Raw genomic sequence first — 22926 nt, 5'->3', positions numbered from 1 at the left:
CGAACCCGCGTGCGGGCTCAAGCCATCAATCCCTTACTTTTACTCTGCGGTGACCACGCTGGGTTGCCCCAGGTTGGCCAGACGCACGCTGTTCTGTACTTGCGCAACCTCGCTCGGCGAGCCGATCGGGCCCATGCGCACACGGTGCAGGGTCTGCTGGTTACGCACGATGGAGCTGATGAATACCGGCGCCCTGACCATACCGCTGAGTTTCGACCTTAGCAGTTCCGCCGCGTCCGGGTTGGCGAAAGCGCCCACTTGCAGGTATTGCCCGCCGGCCATCGAGGCGCCGGGTGCGGCACGCGGTACAACCACGGTATCCGGTGCGTGCTGCGCCGGCGGCGGCGTCCACTGTTCGATCTTGCCGGCCGAAGCGGTGACCTGTGGCTGTGGCGTCTGCGGTTCGTTGAGCATCAACGGCGCCGGCTTGCCACGCTGGGCCCAGTACTGCGCCGGGTCGATACCTTCGACCTTCACCCGCGCCGTGCCGGTCTCGGCATAACCGAGCTTCTTGGCGGCCGCGTAGGACAGGTCGATGATCCGGTCGGAATAGAACGGCCCCCGGTCATTGACCCGCAGGATCACCGTGCGGTTGTTGTCCAGGTTGGTCACACGCACATAGCTGGGCAGCGGCAAGGTCTTGTGGGCCGCGCTCATGCCGTACAGGTCATACACTTCGCCATTGGCGGTGTTCTGGCCATGGAACTTGGTGCCGTACCAGGACGCCGTGCCCGTTTGCGAGTAGCTCTTGGATTCCTGCAACGGGAAGTAGTTTTTACCCAGCACGGTATAGGGGTTGGCCTTGTACGGGCCGGTGTGCAGGGTTGGGGTGGCGTCCGGGATCTTCGAAACATCGACATCCCACCACGGCGCGCCATCTTTATGCGCGCGGTTGATGTCCAGGCCCGGCTGGGCGCGGACGATAGCCCCGCCCTTCGACGCGGGTGCGCGACTGGTCGTGGAGGAGCAACTGACAACCAGCAAGGACAACGCGGCAAACGCCACCAGCTTGAGCGGTTTATTGAACGGCGATACCCGCATTACTTGTTGCCCCGTGCTTGGACCAGCATGTCTGACAGCTGATGCACGGCCATGGCGTACATCACGCTGCGGTTATAACGCGTGATTGCGTAGAAATTCTTCAGGCCCATCCAGTATTCCGGGCCATTTTCACCTTCCAGGCGGAACGCCGTCACCGGCATATCATCGCGTGGCGCATTCTGACTCGACCAGCCCAGCGCCCGCAACTCCCCGACCGTCTTGGCAGGCTCGATGCCCTGGGTCAGGCCTTCATCGGCGCGATCGCCGGTCACATCGGCACGAATCACCACGGGTTCGCCGGCCACCCAGCCATGGCGCTTGAAGTAGCTGGCCACGCTGCCAATCGCGTCGTCGGGGTTGCTCCAGATATTGATATGGCCGTCGCCGTCGAAATCCACTGCATAAGCCCGGAAGCTGCTCGGCATGAATTGCGGCAGGCCCATCGCGCCGGCGTAGGAACCCTTGAGGGTCAACGGGTCAACCTGCTCTTCGCGAGCCAGCAAGAGGAATTCACGCAGCTCCTTACGGAAGAACTCGGCGCGTGGCGGGTAATCGAAACCCAGGGTCGACAAGGCGTCGATCACCCGGTAACTGCCGGTATTGCGCCCGTAGAAGGTTTCAATGCCGATGATCGCAACGATGACCTGGGCCGGCACACCGTATTCCTGCTCGGCGCGGGCCAGTACGGCCTCGTGCTGACGCCAGAAGTCCACACCACGTGCCACGCGGGCATCGGTGAGGAACATGGGACGATATTCCTTCCACTGCTTCACGCGTTCGGCGGGGCGCGAAATCGCGTCGAGGATCGCCTGCTTGCGCTGGGCTTCGCGAAACACGCCCATCAGCTGTTCGCCCGCGAAACCGTAGTCGCGGGTCATTTCACCGACAAATTCGGCAACCTGGGGTGAACCATCGTAGTCACCGGCCAGCGCCTCCTGCGTCGCGCCCAGCAGCCCGATCAGGCCCATCCAGGACGCGTGCCGAGTCGCCCAGCCGCGCATTACTTGCATTGACATCTTCACCTTATTCAAACCTGTGCGATCCACTTGCGATGCGTATGAATCGACATCAAAACCCCAAACGCTGACAGCAATGTCACCAGCGAAGTTCCGCCGTAGCTAATGAACGGCAACGGCACCCCCACCACCGGCAGCAGGCCACTGACCATACCGATGTTGACGAAAACGTAAACAAAAAAAGTCATGGTCAGGCTGCCGGCCAGCAATTTACCGAACAGCGTCTGCGCCTGGGCGGTAATCACCAACCCGCGACCGATCAGCAGCAGATAGATCAGCAACAGCGCGCAGATGCCCACCAGGCCGAACTCTTCACCCATCACCGCAATAATGAAGTCGGTGTGGCTTTCCGGCAAAAAGTCCAGGTGCGACTGGGTGCCCAGCAACCAGCCCTTGCCGAATACGCCACCCGAGCCAATGGCCGCCTTGGACTGGATGATGTTCCAGCCGGTGCCCAACGGGTCGCTTTCCGGATCGAGGAAGGTCAAGATCCGTTGCTTCTGGTAATCGTGCATAAAGAAGAACCACATGGCCACGGCCACGGGGATGGCGGCAGCCAATACGCTGAGAATCCAGCGCCAGCGCAGCCCGCCCATGAACAGCACGAACGCACCACCCGCGAGAATCAATAGCGAGGTGCCAAGGTCGGGTTGGCGCACGATCAGGATAAACGGTACGCCGATCAGGATCAGGCTGATGCCCACATGCTTGAGCTGCGGCGGCAAGGTGCGCTTGGACAGGTACCAGGCGATGGTCGCCGGCATCAGGATCTTCATGAATTCCGACGGCTGGAAGCGAATCACCCCTGGAATGTTGATCCAGCGGGTCGCACCCATGGCGTTATGCCCCATCACATCCACCACCACCAGCAGCAACACACCGGCCACGTAACCCAGCGGCACCCAGCGCGCCATGAACCGTGGCTCCAGTTGGGCGATCACCACCATCGACAACAGGCCCAGGCCGAACGAGGACGCTTGTTTGATCAGCAAATCCCAGTTCTTGCCGCTGGCCGAATACAGCACGAACAGGCTGCCGGCCGCCAGGGTCAGCAGCAGGATCAACAACGGGCCATCAATGTGCATGCGCTGCAGCAGCGTCGCACGGCGACGCATCACATCGTCGCTGGAGAGGATGCGGTCAAAATTACTCTTCACGGGCCGTAACCTCGGGGCTTGAAGGGGGGCCACCATATTCGGGCTTGAGCCTGCCGTCGTCGGCCAACAACCAGGCGTCCATCACTTGGCGCACCACGGGCGCGGCAACGCCGGAACCGGACTCACCGTTTTCGACCATCACGGCCACCACGATCTTCGGGTCGTCCGCCGGGGCAAAACCGACAAACAAGGCGTGGTCACGGTGGCGTTCCTGAACTTTGGAGCGGTCGTATTTCTCGCCCTGCTTGATCGCGACCACCTGGGCCGTACCGCTCTTGCCGGCGATGCGGTATTGCGCGCCGATTGCCGCCTTGCGCGCCGTACCGCGGGCGCCGTGCATCACCTGCTGCATGCCGTGATTGACCTTGGTCCAATCGGACGAGTCGCGCAGCACGATATCCGGGATCGGGTTTTCATCCACCGGCTTCTCGCCTTCGATGGTCTTGGCCAGGTGCGGGCGGTTCCAGATTCCTTTGTTGGCCACCAGCGCCGTCGCCTGGGCCAGTTGCAAAGGCGTGGCCTGCATATAACCCTGGCCGATGCCGAGGATCAGGGTTTCACCTGGGAACCAGGCTTGGCGACGGGTCGCACGCTTCCACTCCCGCGACGGCATCAGGCCGGGGGATTCTTCGAACATGTCCAGGGAGACTTTCTGACCGAGGCCGAACTTGCTCATATAGGCAGACAGGCGATCGATCCCCAGCTTGTGGGCCAGGTCGTAAAAATAAGTGTCGTTGGAACGCATGATCGCAGTGTCCAGGTCGACATAGCCGTCGCCGGTACGGTTCCAGTTACGGTATTTGTGATCGTAGTTGGGCAGCATGTAATAGCCGGGGTCGTACACACGGCTGGAGGCTGTCACCACACCAGCATCCAGGCCGGCAATTGCCACGGCGGGCTTGATCGTCGAACCCGGCGGGTACAGTCCGCGCAGCACGCGGTTGAACAGCGGCCGGTCGATGGAGTCGCGCAGCTCGGCGTAGGCCTTGAAGCTGATCCCGGTGACAAACAGGTTCGGGTCGAAGCTCGGCTGGCTGACCATCGCGAGCACTTCGCCTGTCTTCGGGTCCAGCGCTACCACGGCGCCACGACGCCCACCCAGCGCCATCTCAGCCGCTTCCTGCAGCTTGATGTCCAGGCTCAACACAATGTCTTTGCCCGGCACCGGATCGGTACGCTTGAGCACCCGCAGCACCCGGCCGCGAGCGTTGGTCTCGACTTCTTCGTAACCGACCTGGCCGTGCAGCTCGGGCTCGTAGAAGCGCTCGATACCGGTTTTGCCGATATGGTGAGTACCGCTGTAATTGACCGGGTCGAGGGTTTTCAGCTCTTTCTCGTTGATCCGCCCCATATAGCCTACGGAGTGGGCAAAGTGCGGCCCTTGCGGGTAATGCCGCACCAACTGCGCCACCACTTCCACCCCCGGCAGGCGGAACTGGTTCACCGCGATCCGCGCGATCTGTTCTTCGGTCAGCTCAAACAGGATCGGCACCGGCTCGAATGGCCGACGCCCCTGTTTCATGCGCTTCTCGAAGATCGCCCGGTCTTCCGGCGTCAGTTGCAGCACCTCGACGATCACATCGAGGACCTGCTGCCAGTCGCCGGAACGCTCGCGGGTCATGCTCAGGCTGAAGCTGGGTCGGTTGTCCGCCACCACCACGCCATTGCGGTCGAAAATCAGGCCACGGGTCGGCGGAATCGGCTGCACATGCACCCGGTTGTTCTCCGACAACGTGGAGTGATAGTCGTACTGGATCACCTGCAGGAAATACAGGCGCGCAATCAGCACACCCAGCAGGGTGACCACCAGAATCGCACCAAACACCACCCGCGAACGTACCAGACGTGCGTCTTTCTCGTGGTCCTTGATGCGGATCGGCTGGGTCATCGGGAGGGGCGCAGACTATTTGTGGTAAGGGTGCCCGGACAGCACTGTCCAGGCGCGATACAGCTGTTCACCGATCAGGATCCTTACCAACGGGTGCGGCAACGTCAGCGCCGACAGCGACCAGCGCTGGTCGGCCCGCGCACAGACTTCCGGGGCCAGCCCTTCGGGGCCGCCGACCATGAAGTTGACGGTGCGCGAGTCCAGGCGCCAGCGATCCAGCTCCACCGCCAACTGCTCGGTGCTCCAGGGTTTGCCGTGCACTTCGAGGGTGACGATGCGCTCGTTGGGGCCGACCTTGGCCAGCATGGCTTCGCCTTCCTGACGGATAAAGCGAGCCACATCGGCATTCTTGCCCCGGGTATTGAGCGGTATTTCCACCAGTTCCAGCGACAGCTCAGCAGGCAGACGCTTGGCATACTCGTGCCAGCCTTCTTCCACCCACTTGGGCATGCGTGAACCGACAGCGATCAGACGCAGGCGCACAGCCGTTCCTTATTCCTGGTCTTTGTTGAGCTTGTCGAAGTGTGCGTGGCCCACTTCCGGGCTGTGGTGCTTGCCGTCAGCCGCGCGGCTCTGCTCGGCGCCTTTCCACAGACGCTCCAGGTCGTAGAACTGGCGGGCGTTGGACGTCATCATGTGAACGATCACGTCGTCCATGTCCAACAGCACCCAGTCGCTGTCGCCCTTGCCTTCTTCACCCAGCGGCTTCACGCCCTGGGCTTTGACGGCTTCGCGGACCTTGTCCAGCATCGCGCCGATCTGGCGGTTCGAAGTACCGGTGGCGATGATCATGAAGTCGGTGATGCTTTGCTTGTCGCGTACGTCCAGCACCTGGATGTCCTGGGCCTTGACGTCTTCCAGGGCGGCCACGGCAACCTTTACCAGCTCTTCGCCGGCCAGCTCCGGGCCAACATGGGCTTCAACCGGCAACGGCGCGCTTTTGAAGGTGCCTTTGCGCTTAACTTTGCTTACGTCTTTGTTCGTCATATAAAACTCGTTTTGCTCGTATGTTCGGGCGCTCGCTGCACGACTGTTCGTGTGTTCAAGCGCGCCTTTTCAGTTCGACGCACGGTAAAGCCCGTGCGCATCGATGTAGGCCAGGACCGCGTCAGGCACCAGGAAACGTACCGACTTCCCGCTGGCCAGCAGTTGACGGATCTGGGTGGCGGACACCGCAAGCGGGGTCTGCCAGACGAATGCAATATTCCCGTTCGGCCCGGTCAGGGCCAAGGGGTCACTTACCGACCGCGCGGCCAGCAGGTTGCGCAAGGCATCCGGCGGTTCGCTGTCGGCATCCGGGCGTTGCAAAACCAGGATGTGGCAATGCTGGAGGAGCTCCTCCCAGCGATGCCAAGAGGGCAGGCCGCAAAATGCGTCCCAGCCCAAAAGCAGAAACAACTGGTCATCCGCGGCCAACTCGGCGCGCATCAGCTCCAGGGTGTCAACAGTGTAGGACGGTTTATCGCGCTTGAGCTCGCGGTCGTCCATCACCAGCGGCGCAATGCCCTCCACCGCCAGGCGCACCATTTCCAGGCGCTGCTGCGGTGACACCTGCGGCGTATCGCGATGCGGCGGCCGTGCGTTGGGCATCATGCGCAGCTCATCCAGCGCGAGGGCATCCGCGACTTCCAGCGCGCTGCGCAAATGGCCGATGTGCACGGGGTCGAAGGTACCGCCGAGCAGCCCGATGCGTTTAGTCATCAAGTGCGCACATGACCGTCGCCGAACACCACGTATTTCTCGCTGGTCAGGCCTTCCAGGCCCACCGGACCACGAGCGTGCAGCTTGTCGGTGGAGATACCGATCTCCGCCCCCAGGCCATACTCGAAGCCGTCGGCAAAACGCGTCGAGGCGTTGATCATCACCGAAGCGGAGTCCACTTCGTTGAGGAAACGCCGGGCATCGCTGAAATGCTCGGAAACGATGGCGTCGGTGTGCTTGGAACCGTAGGTGTTGATGTGTTCGATGGCTTCGTCCAGGTCGTCGACAATCTTGATCGACAGGATCGGCGCGGTGTATTCGGTGTACCAGTCCAGCTCGGTCGCTTCGATCACGTCCGCGCCCAGCAACGCACGGGTACGCACACAACCGCGCAGTTCCACGCCCTTGTCCCGGTAGATGGCAGCCAACGGCGGCAGCACGCGCTCGGCAATGCCGGCGTGCACCAACAGGGTTTCCATGGTGTTGCACGGAGCGTAGCGGTGGGTCTTGGCGTTGTCGGCAATGCGGATGGCCTTGTCGATATCGGCGGCGACGTCGATGAACACGTGGCACACGCCGTCCAGGTGTTTGATCACCGGCACCTTGGCATCACGGCTGACACGCTCGATCAGGCTCTTGCCACCCCGTGGCACGATAACATCGACAAACTCCGGCATGGTGATCAGCGCACCCACGGCAGCGCGGTCGGTGGTTTCCACCACCTGCACCACTTCGGCCGGCAACTCGGCCACTGCCAGGCCCTGCTGAATGCACGCGGCAATGGCGCGGTTGGAATTGATCGCCTCGGAACCGCCACGCAGGATGGTGGCATTCCCGGACTTGAGGCACAGGCTCGCGGCGTCGATGGTCACGTTCGGGCGCGACTCATAGATGATGCCGATCACGCCCAGGGGCACGCGCATCTTGCCGACCTGGATGCCGGACGGCAGGTAGCGCATATCGCGGATTTCACCGATGGGGTCAGGCAGCTTGGCCACCTGACGCAGGCCTTCGATCATGTCGTCGATACGCGCCGGGGTCAGCGCCAGGCGGTCCAGCAGGGCTGGCTCAAGGCCATTGGCGCGGCCGTTGGCCAGGTCCAGCTCGTTGGCGGCGGTCAGCTCGGAGCGCGAGGCGTCCAGAGCATCGGCGGCGGCCAACAGGGCGCGGTTCTTCTGCGCGGTGCTCGCACGGGCGATCAATCGCGAGGCCTGACGGGCAGCGCGACCCAGGCGGGTCATGTAGTCAAGAACGGACTCAGTCATAGTCAGGGAGTCTTGGCAGGGAGGAAAGCGGCAGATTATAGCTGTGACGCCGCTCGACTGACAGCGGTGAGGGGCGGATGGTCGAAATGAACTGTAAAAATCCGAGGTTCAGCGGTAATTAAGGTGGGAGTTGTTATGATTCCGTCACATTTAGCCGTATTCCCCCTACTGCCATGTCGATTTTTTTGCCCGAACACCCCGCCAGCGCGCTGCCCGACAGCTTTTTCGACCGCGACGCGCAAATGCTTGCACGCGATTTACTCGGAAAAGTCATACGTCATCGCGTCGGCGATCTCTGGCTTTCAGCGCGAATTATTGAAACCGAAGCCTACTACGTGGCCGAAAAAGGCAGCCACGCCTCACTGGGCTACACAGAAAAGCGTAAGGCTTTGTTTCTGGATGGTGGTCATATCTATATGTATTACGCCCGCGGTGGCGATTCGCTGAACTTCAGCGCCAAGGGCCCCGGCAATGCCGTGTTGATCAAATCGGCCTATCCCTGGGTCGACGAAGTGTCCGGCCCGGCCAGCCTGGCGCAGATGCTGCTGAACAACCCGGACGCCAACGGCCACCCGCGCCCCTCGCATAAGCTGTGCGCCGGCCAGACCCTGCTGTGCAAAGCGCTGGGTCTGAAAGTGCCGATGTGGGACGCCAAACGTTTTGACCCGCAATCGCTCTACGTGGAAGACGTCGGCCAGGCGCCGACGCATATCCTCCAGACCACTCGCCTGGGCATCCCCAGCGGGCGCGACGAACACCTGATGTACCGCTTTGTAGATGCCGGCTACGCCGCTTATTGCACGCGGAACCCGCTGCGCCGGGGCCAGGTCGAAGGCCGCGATTATTTTTTATTGTGAACAAGGCATGTGGGAGTGAGGATTTATGAGCCAATGGCTCGATAGCATTACCGGCTGGCTGACGCTGAACCCCGAATGGCTGGCGGTGGCGGTGTTTGTCGTCGCGTGCGTGGAGTGCCTGGCCATTGCCGGGCTGATCGTACCCGGCACGGTGTTGCTGTTTGCGATTGCCGCGCTGGCGGGCAGCGGCGCGCTGTCCTTGAGTGAAACCCTGTTGCTGGGTTTCCTCGGCGGCTTGCTGGGGGATGGGGTTTCCTACTACCTGGGTCGACACTTCCATCAGAATATCCGGCGCCTGCCCGGCCTGCGTCACCATCCAGAATGGATGAACGGTGCCGAAACCTATTTCCACAAGTACGGTATCGCCAGTCTGTTGGTAGGACGGTTCATAGGCCCGTTGCGCCCCATGCTGCCGATGGTGGCCGGCATGTGCGACATGCCCTTCCCACGCTTCGCCGCCGTGAGCCTAGTGGCGGCGGCAGGTTGGTCGGTGGCCTACCTGTTGCCGGGCTGGGCGACGGGCGCAGCGTTCCGCTTGCCGCTGCCCGAAGGCTTCTGGCCCCAAGCCGGGGTGGTCGCCGCCTGTCTCGCGGTGCTGCTGGGGCTGAGCTTGAACGCCAGCTTGCGCGGCCATCGTCGTGCCACTTTGTGGATAGGCTGCGCCAGCCTGACGCTATTGGTTGCCCTGTTTATCGGCTACCCGCACCTCGACGCGTTCGATCAGGGCTTGAGCGCACTGGTGCAGGAACACCGCAGCCCGTGGCTGGACGAGGCCATGGTAATGGTCACCCAGTTGGGCGAGTTCAAGAAGATGTTTGTCGCCAGCGCCGTGTTCACCGGCCTGCTGTTTTTGGCGCGGCAATGGCGCCATGCCCTGTTCGTCGGCGCGACCTTGGCCGGGGCGGCGGTGATCAACACGGGCACCAAGTTGTTTTTCGCTCGTGGCCGCCCTGAAATCCTCACCGACCCCTTGACCAGTTTCAGCATGCCCAGCGGGCACGCTTCAGGTTCATTTGCGTTCTTCCTCGCCCTGGCCGTGCTGGCCGGTCGCGGCCAACCCACACGCCTGCGCCTGACCTGGCTGCTGCTGGGCTGCATTCCCGCCGCATTCATCGCGCTGTCACGGGTTTACCTGGGCGCGCATTGGCCAACGGATATTCTGGCCGGCACGCTGCTGGCGATGAGCGTGTGTGCCTTGAGCCTGACCGCCAGCCAATACCGCAGCCCGCTGCCCGCCATGCCGCAAAAAACCTGGTGGTTGCTGTTGCCGGTGATCGTGGCGGTGCTGAGTGTCATCGCCTTCACCGGCACCTCCAGCGCCCTGCTGCGCTACGCCTACTGAGCGAAAAGTTCGCCCTGCAACTCGTCGAGCAACATCTGGATGGCATCCAACCGTTGTTGCGGATCGTCGAGTTGCAGCAGGTCGACCTTGTCCGCCTCGGTGAACGGCAGTAGATAAGCCAGTTGATTGCCCAGGGCCTGCTGGCCCTCGGCCTGGGTGCCCATGTCCAGCGAGGCAACCATCGGGTGTTCGGCCAGGGCCTGCAGCAGCGCCAGCAGGTCTGCATCCTCCTCTTCCAGCGGCTGGTCCGGCAGCTCTTCGAGCCATTGCACCTCGGCCACCAGCAACTGGTCTTTCTGCACACCGGCCTCCCGCACGCGAAAACGCCGCCCGCCTTCGACACGAATGCCCAACAGGCCGTTGTCCTGCTGCTTGAAGTCGCGGATCAACGCTTCACAGCCGATCAGCGCGTAACCGTCGGGCGCCTGGCCGACCTCCTTGCCATCGAGGATGCACACCACGCCGAAGCTTTCGCCCCGTTTCATGCAACGGCTGATCATGTCCAGGTAACGCGCCTCGAACAGCTGCAAATCGAGGGTGCAGCCTGGGAACAGCACGGTATTGAGCGGGAACAGCGCCAGACTCATAAAGGTTTCCTTAACCCCGGTTTAAACGATCACCGACACGGCCAACGGCAGGAAAACCGCCGTGGCCACGCCCATCAGACTCATGGCCAGCGCCGCAAAGGCGCCGCACTCTTCGCTTTCCTGCAAGGCCACCGACGTGCCCACCGCGTGGGCGGTCATGCCCAGGGCCATGCCACGCGCCTCAGGGCTGCGCACGCCCAGTGCCGAGAGGTACGCCGGCCCGATCATCGCGCCGATCACCCCGGTGATCAGCACAAACACCGCCGCCAACGCCGCCACGCCGCCGATCTGCTCAGCCACCAGCATGGCTATCGGTGAAGTCACCGACTTGGGTGCCATGGTCATCAGCATCATATGCTCGGCACCAAACCACCAGCCAAGCCACACGCACAGGCCGGTGGCCAATACCCCGCCTAACACCAGCGTAGTAAAAATCGGCCAGAACAATTGGCGAATCCGCCGCAAATTCAGATAAAGCGGTACAGCCAGGGCGACGGTCGCAGGGCCGAGCAGGATGCCCATGATCTCGGTGCTCTTGCGGTATTCGGTGTAACTCAGGCCACAGGTGAGCAGCACCGCGACCACCAGCAACATGGAGACCAGCACGGGTTGCAAGAAGATCCAACGGGTTTTCTCGAAACCGGCCAACACCAGTTGATAGGCGCCCAGGGTGATACCGATACCGAATAACGGATGATGAATCACCGCCGCCCACGCGCCCGACCAGTCGAAGGTCATTGGTCCTTCTCCTTGTGCTTGACCAGCTGTTGCATCAGCACGCCGACAAAGCCCATGGCGATCACCAACGACACCACCAGCGCACCGACGATAGCCCAGAAGTCGGCGGCAATGTCCTTGGCGTACACCATCACCCCCACCGCCGGCGGCACCAGCAGCAGCGGCAAGTAACGCAACAGGCTGCCGGCCGCCAGGCTCAGGGGCTCGCCGACTTCACCGCGCCAGATCAGGAAACCCAGCATCAGCAGCAAGCCAATGATCGGCCCCGGCAGCACCGGCAACAGCAAGTGGTTGATCGCCGTACCGATCAATTGAAACAGCACCAGCCAGGTCAGGCCACGTAACAGCATCCGCTCTCTCCCCCCTCAAGACTCGCCCGCATTATAAGCATGCCCGCCCTATGCTCCGGCATTCGCCAAAGGCATGGTGGGTTGACCGAGCTGATTGCCCATGATGATCTACCATGGATCTGGCCCCCTATAAAAAACCGATGAACCAAGGAGAGTCGCAATGCCCTATGTACCTGTAGCGCAGCTCAAAGATTATGTCGGCAAGCAACTGGGACGTTCCGAATGGCTCACCATCGACCAGGCGCGTATCAACCTGTTCGCCGAAGCCACGGGCGATCATCAGTTCATCCACGTCGATCCGGTCAAGGCCGCCCAGACACCGTTCGGCAGCACCATCGCCCACGGTTTCCTGTCGCTGTCGCTGATGCCCAAGCTGATGGAAGACATCCTGATCATGCCCGAGGGCCTGAAGATGGCGGTCAACTATGGCCTGGACAGCGTGCGTTTCATCCAGCCGGTGAAAGTGAACTCCAAGGTCCGCCTGAACGTCACCCTCACCGACGTCACTGAGAAGAAACCTGGCCAATGGCTATTTAAAGCCACCGCCACCCTGGAAATCGAAGGCCAGGAAAAACCCGCTTACATCGCCGAGTCGTTGTCACTCTGCTTCGTGTAACGGCGTGCCTGTGGTGAGGTGATAAACCTTGCCACAGTGTATGTAAATTTATGTATGAACCTCGCAGCTGCGGCATACTCGGCGCTCAATTATCCGGATCCCGCTATGCGCCCACTTGCTCCCCTTGCCCTTGCCCTGTTGCTCACCGCTTGCGGAGACGGCGAATCGCTGTTGCCGCCCGATGCGCGCCTGCCCGATGGCGGCCGCTATCGTGGCGATGTGGTCGACGGTTTGTTGCAAGGCCAGGGCCGTGTGGACTACCCCAACGGCAGTTGGTACGCCGGCCATTTCGACAAGGGCCAGTGGCACGGCCAGGGCGAATGGCATGGCAGCAACGGCGAGGTCTATAAAGGCCAGTTCAAGCAAGGCTTGTTCGACGGTCAGGGCAGCCTGACCACCCCGGGCACCAGCTACGTCGGCGGGTTCAAAAACGGTCGACGCAACGGCGAAGGCACCCTCAAAGAAGGGCAGATGACCTATCGCGGCGAGTTCCTCGACGACCAGTATTCCGGCCTCGGTCGCCTCGAGCTGGCTGATGGCAGCCAGTACCAGGGGCAGTTCGCCCACGGCAAACCCAATGGCGAAGGCCAGCGCAACGACGACAGCGGCAACCAGTTCAGCGGCCACTTCGTCGATGGCCAGCTCGAAGGCAATGGCACCTTCAACAGCGCCGACGGTGATATCTATGTCGGCCAGTTCAAGCAGAACCAGCTCAACGGCAAAGGCCGCTATGAAAACGCCGACGGCGACGTGTGGATCGGCCAGTTCAAGGAAGGCGCACTGAGCGGCAAGGGCGAGCTGATCGGCATCGATGGCAGCCACTATGTGGGCCAGTTCAGCGAATGGCGCTTTACCGGCGAGGGTCGCCTGAACCTCACAGATGGCAGCTTCTATATCGGTGGTTTCGACAGCGACAACTATCAAGGCAAAGGCACCCTCGTCCTCACCGACGGCACGGTACAGGCCGGCACCTGGGTCAACGGCATGCGCGTGCGTGATGCCGACGGCAAGCTGCTGCCCGACCCGCTGGAAATCGGCGTGCTGGCCCAAGGCCGCTTGCTCGAGGCGGCCCTCGCGGCGGTGCCACCCTCCACGCCCGCCGTCGAGCTCTACACCTTGGCCATCGCCGGCGATGGCAAGCAAAGCGTGTTCCTGCGCGAAGCCGACTACGTCAGCAATATGCTCGCCAGCCGCTTCGGTGCGCGAGGGCAGATTCGCCTGGTCAACCACCGCGACCATATCACCGACCGCCCGCTGGCCACTCGCGAGAGCCTGCGCCGCGCCGTGCAGACCCTGGCCGAACGCACCGGGCCGGAAGACCTGGTGTTCATTTACATGACCAGCCACGGCACCCACGAACATGAGTTCGTGCTGGACCAGCCGCGCATGGAACTGGCCGACCTGCCCGCCGACGAATTGGCCGCCGTGCTCGAGCCGCTGAAAAACCGTGACAAGATCATCGTGATCTCCGCCTGCTATTCCGGCGGCTTCATTCCGGCACTCAAGGATGAACGCACCTTGATCATGACCGCTTCGCGCGCTGATCGCGTGTCCTTCGGCTGCTCAGAAGAAGCAGACTTTACCTACTTTGGCGATGCCCTTTTCGTACAGGCTTTCAACCAGACCGACGATTTACAACACGCGTTCAAGCTGGCACAACTACACGTGGCCGAGCGCGAACAAGCTGACAACTTCGAAGCCTCGGAACCGCAGATGTGGGCCCCCAAAGGCGTGATTGCCCATTGGCAACTCTTACGTAAACAGCAGGCCCGAAAGGCGCTCGAAAGCGTCTCAATGAATAGCAAGGAAGCCAAAGGCAACTAAGCTGTAACGTGTAACAAGGGGGGAAACACCATGTACCTGACACCTCAACATATCCTGTTGGCCGGAGCTTCCGGGCTGACCGGCGAGCATCTGCTCGACCGCTTGCTCAACGAGCCTACGGTGACCCGCGTACTGGCGCCGAGCCGCAAACCCCTGGCCGAACACCCGCGCCTGGAGAACCCTGTAGGCGACCCCGCCGTGTTCCTGCCGCAACTGGGCGGCCAGGTGGATATCGCCTTCTGCTGCCTGGGCACCACCATCAAGCAAGCGGGCTCGGAAGCCGCCTTTCGCGCCGTTGACCTGGACATGGTGGTGGCCTTTGCCAAGCGCGCACGGGAATTGGGCGCGCGCCACTTGATCGTGATCAGCGCCATTGGCGCCGACCCGAAATCCTCGATTTTCTACAACCGGGTCAAAGGCGAAATGGAGCTGGCGTTGAAGGCACAGGATTGGCCGCAACTGACCATCGTGCGGCCTTCGCTATTGCTGGGGGAGCGCCTGGAGCCGCGATTGGCCGAACAATTGGCCGGGCCATTGTCGCGATTGATCCCGGGCAAATACCGCGGCATCGAAGTCTGTGAACTGGCCCGCGCCATGTGGCGTCTGGCGCTGGAAGAGCAGGATGGCGTGCGGGTGGTGGAGTCGGACGAGCTGCGCAAGCTCGGCAAATAACCCATTTAAAGACCTGAAAACACAAAACCCTGTGGGAGGGGGCTTGCTCCCGATGGCGGTATGTCAGTTACAGATAAGCTGACTGGCACACTGCTATCGGGAGCAAGCCCCCTCCCACAATGATTTTGTGGTGTTTTGAAGTCCCCGACAGTGGCAGCAACAGCGTATCCAAGACTGCGCTTGCCGGTAGATCCATGCCAGGGAGAGTGCGGGTTGAAGTCGGATGAGCTGCGCAAGCTCGGCAAATAACCCACTTAAAGACCTGAAAACACAAAACCCTGTGGGAGGGGGCTTGCTCCCGATAGCGGCAGGTCAGTTACAGATTAGCTGACTGGCACACCGTCATCGGGAGCAAGCCCCCTCCCACAATGGTTTTGTGGTGTTTTGAAGATCCCGACAGTGGCATCAACAGCGTATCCAAGACTGCGCTTGCCGGCAGATCCATGCCAGGGAGAGTGCGGGTTGAAGTCGGATGAGCTGCGCAAGCTCGGCAAATAACCCATTTAAAGACCTGGCAACACAAAACCCTGTGGGAGGGGGCTTGCTCCCGATAGCGGCAGGTCAGTTACAGATAAGCTGACTGGCACACTGCTATCGGGAGCAAGCCCCCTCCCACAATGGTTTTGTGGGGTTTTGAAGACTCAGGTCAGAGGCCACCCGTTGCGTTGAATCCCACGCCCAGTACCGTCAACACCGACAGTGGCAACAGCAGCGTATCCAGGACTGCGCTTGCCGGTAGGTCCACGCCAGGATAAGCCGGGGCCTCAGCGCCAAACCGGTCCTTGGCGCAGCAGCCGCCGTTCATTGCATACAGGTCCAAGCGCGTGCCGGCATACACTACCGGCGCGCCCGGTTGCGCCGCATCCAGCGTGCGTGCGGTCGCGCAGCCCGTCAGTTGCAGCGCCAGCAACAGCAACAGCGCCTTACTCATCATTACTCAGATGGTGTTCACCCCAACGTGGCAGCATATCCTGGGGAATATTCAGCAGGTTCAGAATGCGCGCCACCACGAAATCCACCAGGTCATCGATGGTCTGCGGCTGGTGATAGAAGCCTGGCGAGGCCGGCAAGATGGTCACGCCCATGTTCGACAACTTCAGCATGTGTTCCAGGTGAATGCTCGAATACGGCGCTTCGCGTGGTACCAGGATCAACTGGCGACGCTCCTTCAGCGTCACATCCGCCGCCCGCTCGATCAGGTTGTTACAAGCACCCGTCGCAATCGCCGACAAGGTACCGGTGGAACACGGCACCACTACCATCGCGGCCGGCGCGCCGGAGCCGGAGGCGACCGGCGACATCCAGTCTTCTTTGCCGTAGACCTTGATCTGCCCCGCCGCCGCACCGGTGTATTCGGTGAGGAACGCCTGCATCGTCTGGACCTTGGCCGGCAGCGCGACATCGGTCTCGGTCGCCATCACCAACTGCGCCGCCTTGGAGATCAGGAAGTGCACTTCACGGTCTTCGCGTACCAGGCAATCGAGCAGGCGCAGCCCATAGGGCGCGCCGGAGGCGCCGGTCATCGCTAGGGTGACGCGCTCGGGGCCGCTCATTTCAGCGCCTCGGCCAATTTACCGTGCAGGCCGCCAAAACCGCCGTTGCTCATCACCACGACGTGAGTGCCAGGCGTGACCCGTTGCTTGACGTGTTCGATGATGCCTTCGATCGAATCACAGACCTTCGACGGCACCGTGCACAGCGCCGCAATGGCCGGCAGGTCCCACCCCAGGTTGGCCGGCGCGTACCAGACCACCTGATCGGCGTCGTTGACGCTTTCCGGCAAGCCATCACGGTGCGCACCAAGCTTCATCGAATTGGAGCGCGGCTCGACAATGGCAATGATCGGCGCGTCGCCAACACGTTTGCGCAGGCCGTCCAGGGTGGTGGCAATCGCCGTCGGATGGTGGGCGAAGTCGTCGTAGATCGTCACCCCATTCACCTCGGCGACCTTTTCCATACGGCGCTTGACGCTCTTGAAAGCGCTCAACGCGGCAATCCCCATGGAGGGCACCACGCCCACATGGCGTGCCGCCGCCAGGGTGACCAACGCGTTGGCGACGTTGTGCTGGCCGGTCATGCCCCAATCGACAATGCCCTGGGACTCACCCTCAAACAGCACTTCAAACCTTGAACCGTCGTCGCTCAGCAGTTTGACCTGCCACTGCCCGTGCGCGCCGGTGGTTTGCACCGGGGTCCAGCAGCCCATCTCGATCACACGCTGCAACGCAGGCTCAGTGGTCGGGTGGATAACCAGGCCTTCACTCGGGATGGTGCGCACCAGATGATGGAACTGCCGCTCGATCGCCGCCAGGTCAGGGAAGATATCCGCGTGATCGAACTCAAGGTTGTTCAATATCGCCGTACGCGGGCGGTAATGGACGAATTTGGAACGCTTGTCGAAGAACGCGCTGTCGTACTCATCCGCCTCAATCACGAAGAACGGCGTATCGCCGAGGCGCGCCGACACCGAGAAGTTCTGCGGTACACCGCCGATCAGGAAACCCGGGCTCATGCCCGCATGCTCCAGCACCCAGGCCAGCATGCTGCTGGTGGTGGTCTTGCCGTGCGTGCCGGCCACCGCCAACACCCAGCGGCCTTGCAACACATGGTCCGCCAGCCACTGCGGGCCGGAGACATAAGGCAAACCTTTATTGAGCACGTACTCGACCGCCGGGTTGCCTCGGGACATGGCATTGCCGATCACTACCAGGTCGGGCACCGGGTCGAATTGCGACGGGTCATAGCCTTGGGTCAGCTCAATGCCCTGTGCCTCGAGTTGCGTGCTCATGGGGGGGTAGACGTTGGCATCGGAGCCGGTGACATGATGGCCCAACTCTTTGGCCAGAACCGCCATCGAGCCCATGAATGTGCCGCAGATACCAAGAATATGAATGTGCATAGTCGACCTCGTAAAACATCGAGGCAGGTTAGCGCAGGGAGGGGCAAATGGCACTCTTTTACCTACACACGGCGCTTGCCCTGGCAGGCTGCCGCCCCCTCCCCCGGAGTCCGATGCCCGGACACTGCGCCAGTACCCGACCAAACGCTATTATTAAACGACTTGCGCAGATTCCTGAGGCGCCTCTTCCTGCAAGACATTAAGCATACGAACAATCATTTTCTGGATAACTTCGTTTCTCTTATCCAGCACATCAAGGCGCGATGTCATGGAAGTTTCAGGCGTCAGCAATGGATTTTTATAAGGTTTGAAGATGAACTCGTTATGTTCGGCGAGCGCTTTCAAGGAAGTTTCGGCGGCGTCATATAACTTTTCCAGATGATCAAGACGTGCACTCGACTCCGTTGGCCAGCCTGCCGACTTATCCAACGCAAGCCCCTTACCTCCCTCGGCAAATGACTGGATGGTATTAACCGTCAACAGCAGCTTTAATTCCGCGTTTTCCAGGCGTAACTGCAGATCTTGCGCCGATGGCTTGGGCAGCTCATTGCCCAAGCCTGCCACGCCTTTGGACTGTTGGCTGGGTGCCGGCTGGTGCGCCGCAGGCAACAAGGGCGTATTGGCGGAGAACGCGCCCTTGATCTGCTCACCACTCCAGACGGAGCCTGCATAGGTCGCAATGCTCAGGGGCGTGCTGACCAGCCCATTGACCGCCGCATTGACAAAAGCGTCGCGGGTCACCGTTTTCAAGTCTGGCCCGGTCTTGAAAACACCCGCCTTGACCAAGCGGTCCGCCGTGATCATGTTCTGTACAACATCACCCATCGTCTTTGGAGCAGGGTGCGAATGTGAAGGAAGCTTGGCACCCGCGGCACCAGGACTCTTCATATCCAACAAGAGTTTTTTGAAGTTCTGATTAGCTAGCACTCGATGGGGATCAGACGGAACGTTGGGCAAGTTCGTACGGGGAACAGGTAGGTACTTACCTGCAGTACCCGCAGCAGGTACCTCGACTTTTGGCGGGCTGATTTTATGGAGAGCACTTTTAAACGGGTTAAAAATAGCGGGAATTCTCATAGCAATCACCTTATTGAGCCAATCATTCAGTGGCACTCAATAAGTGGATAAAAAAATTCCCCAGTTCCACATATCCACACACAGTAGAAACTACATAATTACCCCTGTTCACGTTTAATACGCAACTCGACGCCATACTTACGCAACTTTCGATAGAGGGTATTACGGCTGACCCCCAACTGCTCGGCGGCACGGGTCATCTGCCAGCGCTGTTGTTCCAGGACGCTGACCAACGCCAGGCGCTCGGCATCCTCCAGCATCGAGCGGGACGGCACATCCGCCACGCCTTGGCGCGTTGACGCCTGGCGAATCATGGCGGGCAAGTCATCCAGGCCGATCCATTCGTCATCGCATAACGCGACCAACGTGCGTAACACCGTACGCAACTGCCGCACATTGCCCGGCCAGGCGTACGCCAACAGTGCCTGGCGCGCTGCGGCGTGCAGCGAAACCGGCTGCCCGCTGGCTTCCTGCTCCAGCACAAACGCCAGCAACTGCTCTTTATCACTGCGCTCACGCACTGCGGGCAAAGAAACTTCCAGGCCGTTCAGTCGATAGTACAAGTCCTCTCGAAAGCTGCCTTCCTGCACGCGCTCAATCAGATTGCGGTGCGTGGCGCTGACAATTCTGACATTCACCGCCTGGGGCTCGCCGCCCAGGGGCACCACCATGCGATCTTCCAGCACCCTCAAGAGCCGCGATTGCAACGCGAGCGGCATGTCACCGATTTCATCGAGGAACAGCGTGCCCCCGTCGGCCTGTTGCAACTTGCCCTGCATGCCTTCCTTACGGGCACCCGTGAAGCTGCCGGCACGATAACCAAACAGTTCACTTTCAATCAGGCTTTCCGGGATGGCCGCACAGTTGAGGGCGATAAAGGCTTTATCGGCGCGCTGACTGGCCTGGTGCACGGCCTTGGCGAACGCTTCCTTGCCGGACCCGGTTTCACCGCTGACCAGCAACGGTACGTCGCGCTCGAAAACCCGCAGCGCCTTGCGAAAATCGTTTTGCAGGGCCGGATCGCCCAGGCAGATCCCCGGTTGGCGAGGCGGCTCGGTCTTCACCGCAGGAACCGGCATGGCGACCGGTACGCTGCGCGACTGCCCCCTCACGGCGGCGAACAACTGCCGGCCATCACGGGTGCGCAGCGGCCAACTGGCCGTGGCATTGGCGCTGGCCCGCCCAAGCATCTGGTCCAGGGAGCAGTCGAAATAGGCTTCCACCGGCTGCCCCAACAGGCCACTGCGCCCCTGCCCCAGCAGGTTCAATGCGCTCTGATTGACCGCACAGATACGCCCGTCCCCATCGAACGCCACCAGCCCTTCGCTGAACAGCCCCACCGACTCGGCTTGCAGGTGAAAACGCAACAGCCAGTGATGTTCAAAATGCCGCAGGAAATAGCAGCTCTCGATCATCTTCGCCGACAGGTTCACCAGTGCCATGGTGTGGAACTGGCTCTGGCGCGACACCGCCTCCCGCGCAGATGACACATCCAGCACCGCGAGCAATTCACCTTGCGGGTCGAACACCGGGCTCGCCGAGCAGGTCAGCCCGGTATGACGGCCGCGAAAATGCTCATCGCGGTGAATGGTCAGGGACTGGCGCTCCACCAGGCAGGTGCCGATGCCATTGGTGCCCTCACAGGCCTCGCTCCAATCGGCGCCGAGCCACAACCCGGCGCGCTCGAAAATCTTGCGCTCGGACGGCGCGGTGACGCAGTTAAGGATCACCCCGCGTGCATCGGTGAGCAGCACGGCATGGCCGGCGCCCGATAATTGCTGGTGCAGGCTGTTCATCTCGCTGCCCGCAATGTGCAGCACTTGTTGCAGGCGTTCGCGGCTTTCCAGCAGGCGGCCGTGTTCAAGCACGGTGGGGGCGAGGGTCTGGGCGGGGTCGAGGTGATAGTCCTCCAGGCAACGCAGCCAGGAGCGGGCGATGGACGGGTCGCTGCCCGGGCCCTGGGAAAGGTCTTGCCCACGGGTGACGGTCAAGACTTGCTGGGCATGGCGACTGAAATGATCGTTGTGCATGTTCTTATTATTCTCCCTGCGTGAGAACAGCCAGCATCCCCCAGCCATCCGACCATTGCAATCCCGGGCAGACTCACCGGTCACAGGCTGTATCGCGCGTGGCACAAACTGTCACACCGCCTGTACCAGGTACGTCACAGCAACGCCTTGCAACAAACCCTAACCCCTTGATTTGCCTGGCTCGCGCAGCAGTGGCCCAACCTTTGCTCTACGCTTTATCAAGCGCTTTGCGCTGCACTCCAATAAACATAAAAGCCAGGAGATACCCACCATGCGTTACGCACACCCCGGTACTGAAGGCGCGATCGTTTCGTTCAAGGCCAAGTACGGCAACTACATTGGTGGCGAATTCGTTGCGCCTGTCGAGGGCAACTATTTCACCAACACCTCGCCGGTCAACGGCAAGCCTATCGCCGAATTCCCCCGTTCCACTGCCAAAGACATCGACAAGGCGCTGGACGCCGCCCATGCCGCCGCCGACGCCTGGGGCAAGACCTCGGCCCAGGACCGCTCGCTGGTGCTGCTGAAAATCGCCGACCGCATCGAGCAGAACCTCGAACTGCTGGCCATCACCGAAACCTGGGACAACGGCAAGGCCGTGCGTGAAACCCTCAACGCCGACATCCCGCTGGCCGCCGACCACTTCCGCTACTTCGCCGGCTGCATCCGCGCCCAGGAAGGCACCAGCGCCGAAATCAACGAACACACCGCCGCCTACCACTTCCACGAGCCCCTGGGCGTAGTCGGCCAGATCATCCCGTGGAACTTCCCGCTGCTGATGGCCGCGTGGAAACTCGCCCCGGCCCTGGCCGCCGGCAACTGCGTGGTGCTCAAGCCTGCCGAGCAAACCCCGCTGGGGATCAACGTGCTGCTGGAAGTGATCGGGGACCTGCTGCCGCCGGGCGTGCTGAACGTGGTGCATGGCTTCGGCAAAGAAGCCGGCGAAGCGCTGGCCACCAGCAAGCGCATCGCCAAGATCGCCTTCACCGGTTCCACGCCGGTGGGCTCGCACATCATGCATGCAGCGGCCACCAACATTATTCCGTCCACCGTTGAACTGGGTGGCAAGTCGCCGAACATCTTCTTCGAAGACATCATGAAGGCCGAGCCTTCGTTTATCGAAAAAGCCGCCGAAGGCCTGGTGCTGGCGTTCTTCAACCAAGGTGAAGTGTGCACCTGCCCGTCGCGGGCGCTGGTGCAAGAGTCGATCTACGACGACTTCATGAAGGTGGTGATGAAGAAGATCGAACAGATCAAACGGGGCGACCCGCTGGACACCGACACCATGGTCGGCGCCCAGGCGTCCGAGCAGCAGTTCGACAAGATCCTGTCCTACCTGGATATCGCCAAGGGCGAAGGTGCGCAACTGCTGACCGGCGGTAAGGTCGAGCAGCTCAGCGGCGACATGGCCGGCGGCTATTACATCCAACCGACCCTGCTCAAGGGCAATAACCAGATGCGCGTGTTCCAGGAAGAAATCTTCGGCCCGGTGGTGAGCATCACCACCTTCAAGGACGAAGCCGAAGCCCTGGCCATTGCCAACGACACCGAGTTCGGCCTGGGGGCCGGTGTATGGACCCGCGACATCAACCGCGCCTACCGCATGGGCCGGGCGATCAAGGCCGGTCGCGTGTGGACCAACTGCTACCACCTGTACCCGGCGCATGCCGCGTTTGGCGGTTACAAGAAATCCGGCGTGGGCCGCGAAACGCACAAGATGATGTTGGATCACTACCAGCAGACTAAAAACCTGCTGGTCAGTTACGACATTAATCCGTTGGGCTTTTTCTAACTAATACCCTTCTCCTGCATTTGAAATGCACTCAACTGTGGGAGGGGGCTTGCTCCCGATTGCGGTGTTTCATT

Annotated in this window: 24 protein-coding genes; 6 read left to right on the top strand and 18 right to left on the bottom strand. The window is 61.3% G+C overall.

Annotated features, from left to right (window positions below; translation table 11 throughout):
* Window positions 1-39: 39 nt before the first annotated feature.
* The 8 genes from ACQRBV_RS26625 to ACQRBV_RS26590 form a co-directional block, all read right to left on the bottom strand.
* On the bottom strand, window positions 40-1041 hold the full coding sequence (locus ACQRBV_RS26625; RefSeq protein ID WP_060754726.1) for a septal ring lytic transglycosylase RlpA family protein: 1002 nt from the start codon (window positions 1039-1041) through the stop codon (window positions 40-42).
* Window positions 1041-2051: a lytic murein transglycosylase B gene (gene mltB, locus ACQRBV_RS26620; protein ID WP_090365642.1), complete on the bottom strand. Its 1011-nt coding sequence runs from the start codon at window positions 2049-2051 to the stop codon at window positions 1041-1043. The genes ACQRBV_RS26625 and mltB overlap by 1 nt, the downstream gene beginning before the upstream one ends.
* A 17-nt stretch (window positions 2052-2068) precedes the next feature.
* The gene (gene rodA, locus ACQRBV_RS26615) at window positions 2069-3172 is read right to left on the bottom strand and encodes a rod shape-determining protein RodA (RefSeq protein ID WP_057703348.1); all 1104 of its coding nucleotides are present in this window, start codon (window positions 3170-3172) and stop codon (window positions 2069-2071) included.
* A 31-nt stretch (window positions 3173-3203) separates the two neighbouring features.
* Window positions 3204-5102, bottom strand: coding sequence for a penicillin-binding protein 2 (gene mrdA, locus ACQRBV_RS26610; RefSeq protein ID WP_205344994.1), 1899 nt, complete (start codon window positions 5100-5102; stop codon window positions 3204-3206).
* Window positions 5103-5117: 15 nt separating this feature from the next.
* A complete protein-coding gene (gene rlmH, locus ACQRBV_RS26605) occupies window positions 5118-5585 on the bottom strand; it encodes a 23S rRNA (pseudouridine(1915)-N(3))-methyltransferase RlmH (RefSeq protein ID WP_003176297.1) in 468 nt (155 codons plus the stop codon).
* A gap of 9 nt (window positions 5586-5594) precedes the next feature.
* Window positions 5595-6089, bottom strand: coding sequence for a ribosome silencing factor (rsfS, locus tag ACQRBV_RS26600; protein ID WP_003176298.1), 495 nt, complete (start codon window positions 6087-6089; stop codon window positions 5595-5597).
* 69 nt (window positions 6090-6158) lie between these two features.
* Window positions 6159-6803: a nicotinate-nucleotide adenylyltransferase gene (nadD, locus tag ACQRBV_RS26595; RefSeq protein ID WP_060754729.1), complete on the bottom strand. Its 645-nt coding sequence runs from the start codon at window positions 6801-6803 to the stop codon at window positions 6159-6161.
* A complete protein-coding gene (locus ACQRBV_RS26590) occupies window positions 6803-8068 on the bottom strand; it encodes a glutamate-5-semialdehyde dehydrogenase (protein ID WP_104996065.1) in 1266 nt (421 codons plus the stop codon). Before ACQRBV_RS26590 ends, nadD begins: the two co-directional genes overlap by 1 nt.
* A gap of 173 nt (window positions 8069-8241) precedes the next feature.
* Here ACQRBV_RS26590 and ACQRBV_RS26585 point away from each other — a divergent pair, with 173 nt between their 5' ends.
* Both ACQRBV_RS26585 and ACQRBV_RS26580 read left to right on the top strand, forming a co-directional pair.
* Window positions 8242-8925 carry a DNA-3-methyladenine glycosylase gene (locus tag ACQRBV_RS26585; RefSeq protein WP_060754731.1) on the top strand — a complete coding sequence of 228 codons (684 nt, stop codon included), beginning with the start codon at window positions 8242-8244 and terminating at the stop codon, window positions 8923-8925.
* 25 nt (window positions 8926-8950) lie between these two features.
* On the top strand, window positions 8951-10267 hold the full coding sequence (locus ACQRBV_RS26580; RefSeq protein WP_161548430.1) for a bifunctional DedA family/phosphatase PAP2 family protein: 1317 nt from the start codon (window positions 8951-8953) through the stop codon (window positions 10265-10267).
* Here ACQRBV_RS26580 and ACQRBV_RS26575 read toward each other — a convergent pair.
* The 3 genes from ACQRBV_RS26575 to ACQRBV_RS26565 are packed head-to-tail and all read right to left on the bottom strand — an operon-like array spanning window position 10261 to window position 11942.
* Window positions 10261-10854, bottom strand: coding sequence for an LON peptidase substrate-binding domain-containing protein (locus ACQRBV_RS26575; protein ID WP_060754733.1), 594 nt, complete (start codon window positions 10852-10854; stop codon window positions 10261-10263). The two genes, ACQRBV_RS26580 and ACQRBV_RS26575, sit on opposite strands and share 7 nt — an antisense overlap.
* Before the next feature lie 21 nt (window positions 10855-10875).
* A complete protein-coding gene (locus ACQRBV_RS26570; RefSeq protein ID WP_244385025.1) occupies window positions 10876-11592 on the bottom strand; it encodes an LrgB family protein in 717 nt (238 codons plus the stop codon).
* Window positions 11589-11942 carry a CidA/LrgA family protein gene (locus tag ACQRBV_RS26565; RefSeq protein WP_411985490.1) on the bottom strand — a complete coding sequence of 118 codons (354 nt, stop codon included), beginning with the start codon at window positions 11940-11942 and terminating at the stop codon, window positions 11589-11591. The genes ACQRBV_RS26570 and ACQRBV_RS26565 overlap by 4 nt, the downstream gene beginning before the upstream one ends.
* A 160-nt stretch (window positions 11943-12102) precedes the next feature.
* Between ACQRBV_RS26565 and ACQRBV_RS26560 the strand changes: the two genes are divergently transcribed.
* From ACQRBV_RS26560 to ACQRBV_RS26550, 3 genes are all read left to right on the top strand, one after another.
* Window positions 12103-12558 (top strand): MaoC family dehydratase, encoded by a 456-nt coding sequence (locus ACQRBV_RS26560; RefSeq protein WP_411985489.1) that lies wholly within the window; start codon window positions 12103-12105, stop codon window positions 12556-12558.
* Between the two features lie 105 nt (window positions 12559-12663).
* Complete coding sequence (locus ACQRBV_RS26555; protein ID WP_411985488.1) at window positions 12664-14382, top strand: C13 family peptidase; 1719 nt, start codon at window positions 12664-12666, stop codon at window positions 14380-14382.
* 30 nt (window positions 14383-14412) lie between these two features.
* Window positions 14413-15054: an oxidoreductase gene (locus ACQRBV_RS26550; RefSeq protein WP_060754738.1), complete on the top strand. Its 642-nt coding sequence runs from the start codon at window positions 14413-14415 to the stop codon at window positions 15052-15054.
* A gap of 67 nt (window positions 15055-15121) precedes the next feature.
* On the opposite strand, the gene ACQRBV_RS26545 is transcribed toward ACQRBV_RS26550, so the two are convergent.
* The 7 genes from ACQRBV_RS26545 to ACQRBV_RS26515 form a co-directional block, all read right to left on the bottom strand.
* Window positions 15122-15328 (bottom strand): YceK/YidQ family lipoprotein, encoded by a 207-nt coding sequence (locus ACQRBV_RS26545; RefSeq protein ID WP_372241665.1) that lies wholly within the window; start codon window positions 15326-15328, stop codon window positions 15122-15124.
* A 42-nt stretch (window positions 15329-15370) separates the two neighbouring features.
* Window positions 15371-15577: a YceK/YidQ family lipoprotein gene (locus ACQRBV_RS26540; protein WP_411985487.1), complete on the bottom strand. Its 207-nt coding sequence runs from the start codon at window positions 15575-15577 to the stop codon at window positions 15371-15373.
* Between the two features lie 123 nt (window positions 15578-15700).
* Complete coding sequence (locus ACQRBV_RS26535) at window positions 15701-15985, bottom strand: YceK/YidQ family lipoprotein (protein WP_205344995.1); 285 nt, start codon at window positions 15983-15985, stop codon at window positions 15701-15703.
* Window positions 15978-16607, bottom strand: coding sequence for a flavin prenyltransferase UbiX (gene ubiX, locus ACQRBV_RS26530; protein ID WP_205344996.1), 630 nt, complete (start codon window positions 16605-16607; stop codon window positions 15978-15980). Before ubiX ends, ACQRBV_RS26535 begins: the two co-directional genes overlap by 8 nt.
* A complete protein-coding gene (gene mpl / locus ACQRBV_RS26525; protein ID WP_090365629.1) occupies window positions 16604-17953 on the bottom strand; it encodes a UDP-N-acetylmuramate:L-alanyl-gamma-D-glutamyl-meso-diaminopimelate ligase in 1350 nt (449 codons plus the stop codon). The genes ubiX and mpl overlap by 4 nt, the downstream gene beginning before the upstream one ends.
* 153 nt (window positions 17954-18106) lie before the next feature.
* Window positions 18107-19030 carry a hypothetical protein gene (locus ACQRBV_RS26520; protein ID WP_060754742.1) on the bottom strand — a complete coding sequence of 308 codons (924 nt, stop codon included), beginning with the start codon at window positions 19028-19030 and terminating at the stop codon, window positions 18107-18109.
* Window positions 19031-19128: 98 nt separating this feature from the next.
* Window positions 19129-21060, bottom strand: coding sequence for a sigma-54-dependent Fis family transcriptional regulator (locus ACQRBV_RS26515; protein WP_244385024.1), 1932 nt, complete (start codon window positions 21058-21060; stop codon window positions 19129-19131).
* Window positions 21061-21331: 271 nt separating this feature from the next.
* Here ACQRBV_RS26515 and exaC point away from each other — a divergent pair, with 271 nt between their 5' ends.
* Complete coding sequence (gene exaC / locus ACQRBV_RS26510) at window positions 21332-22852, top strand: acetaldehyde dehydrogenase ExaC (protein ID WP_104996070.1); 1521 nt, start codon at window positions 21332-21334, stop codon at window positions 22850-22852.
* Window positions 22853-22926: the final 74 nt, after the last annotated feature.

It is taken from the genome of Pseudomonas sp. R11F (genome assembly GCF_050312575.1).
GTDB lineage: Bacteria > Pseudomonadota > Gammaproteobacteria > Pseudomonadales > Pseudomonadaceae > Aquipseudomonas > Aquipseudomonas palleroniana.
The sequence above is the reverse complement of the archived record's forward strand: the minus strand, read 5'-3'. Positions and strand labels throughout refer to the sequence as shown.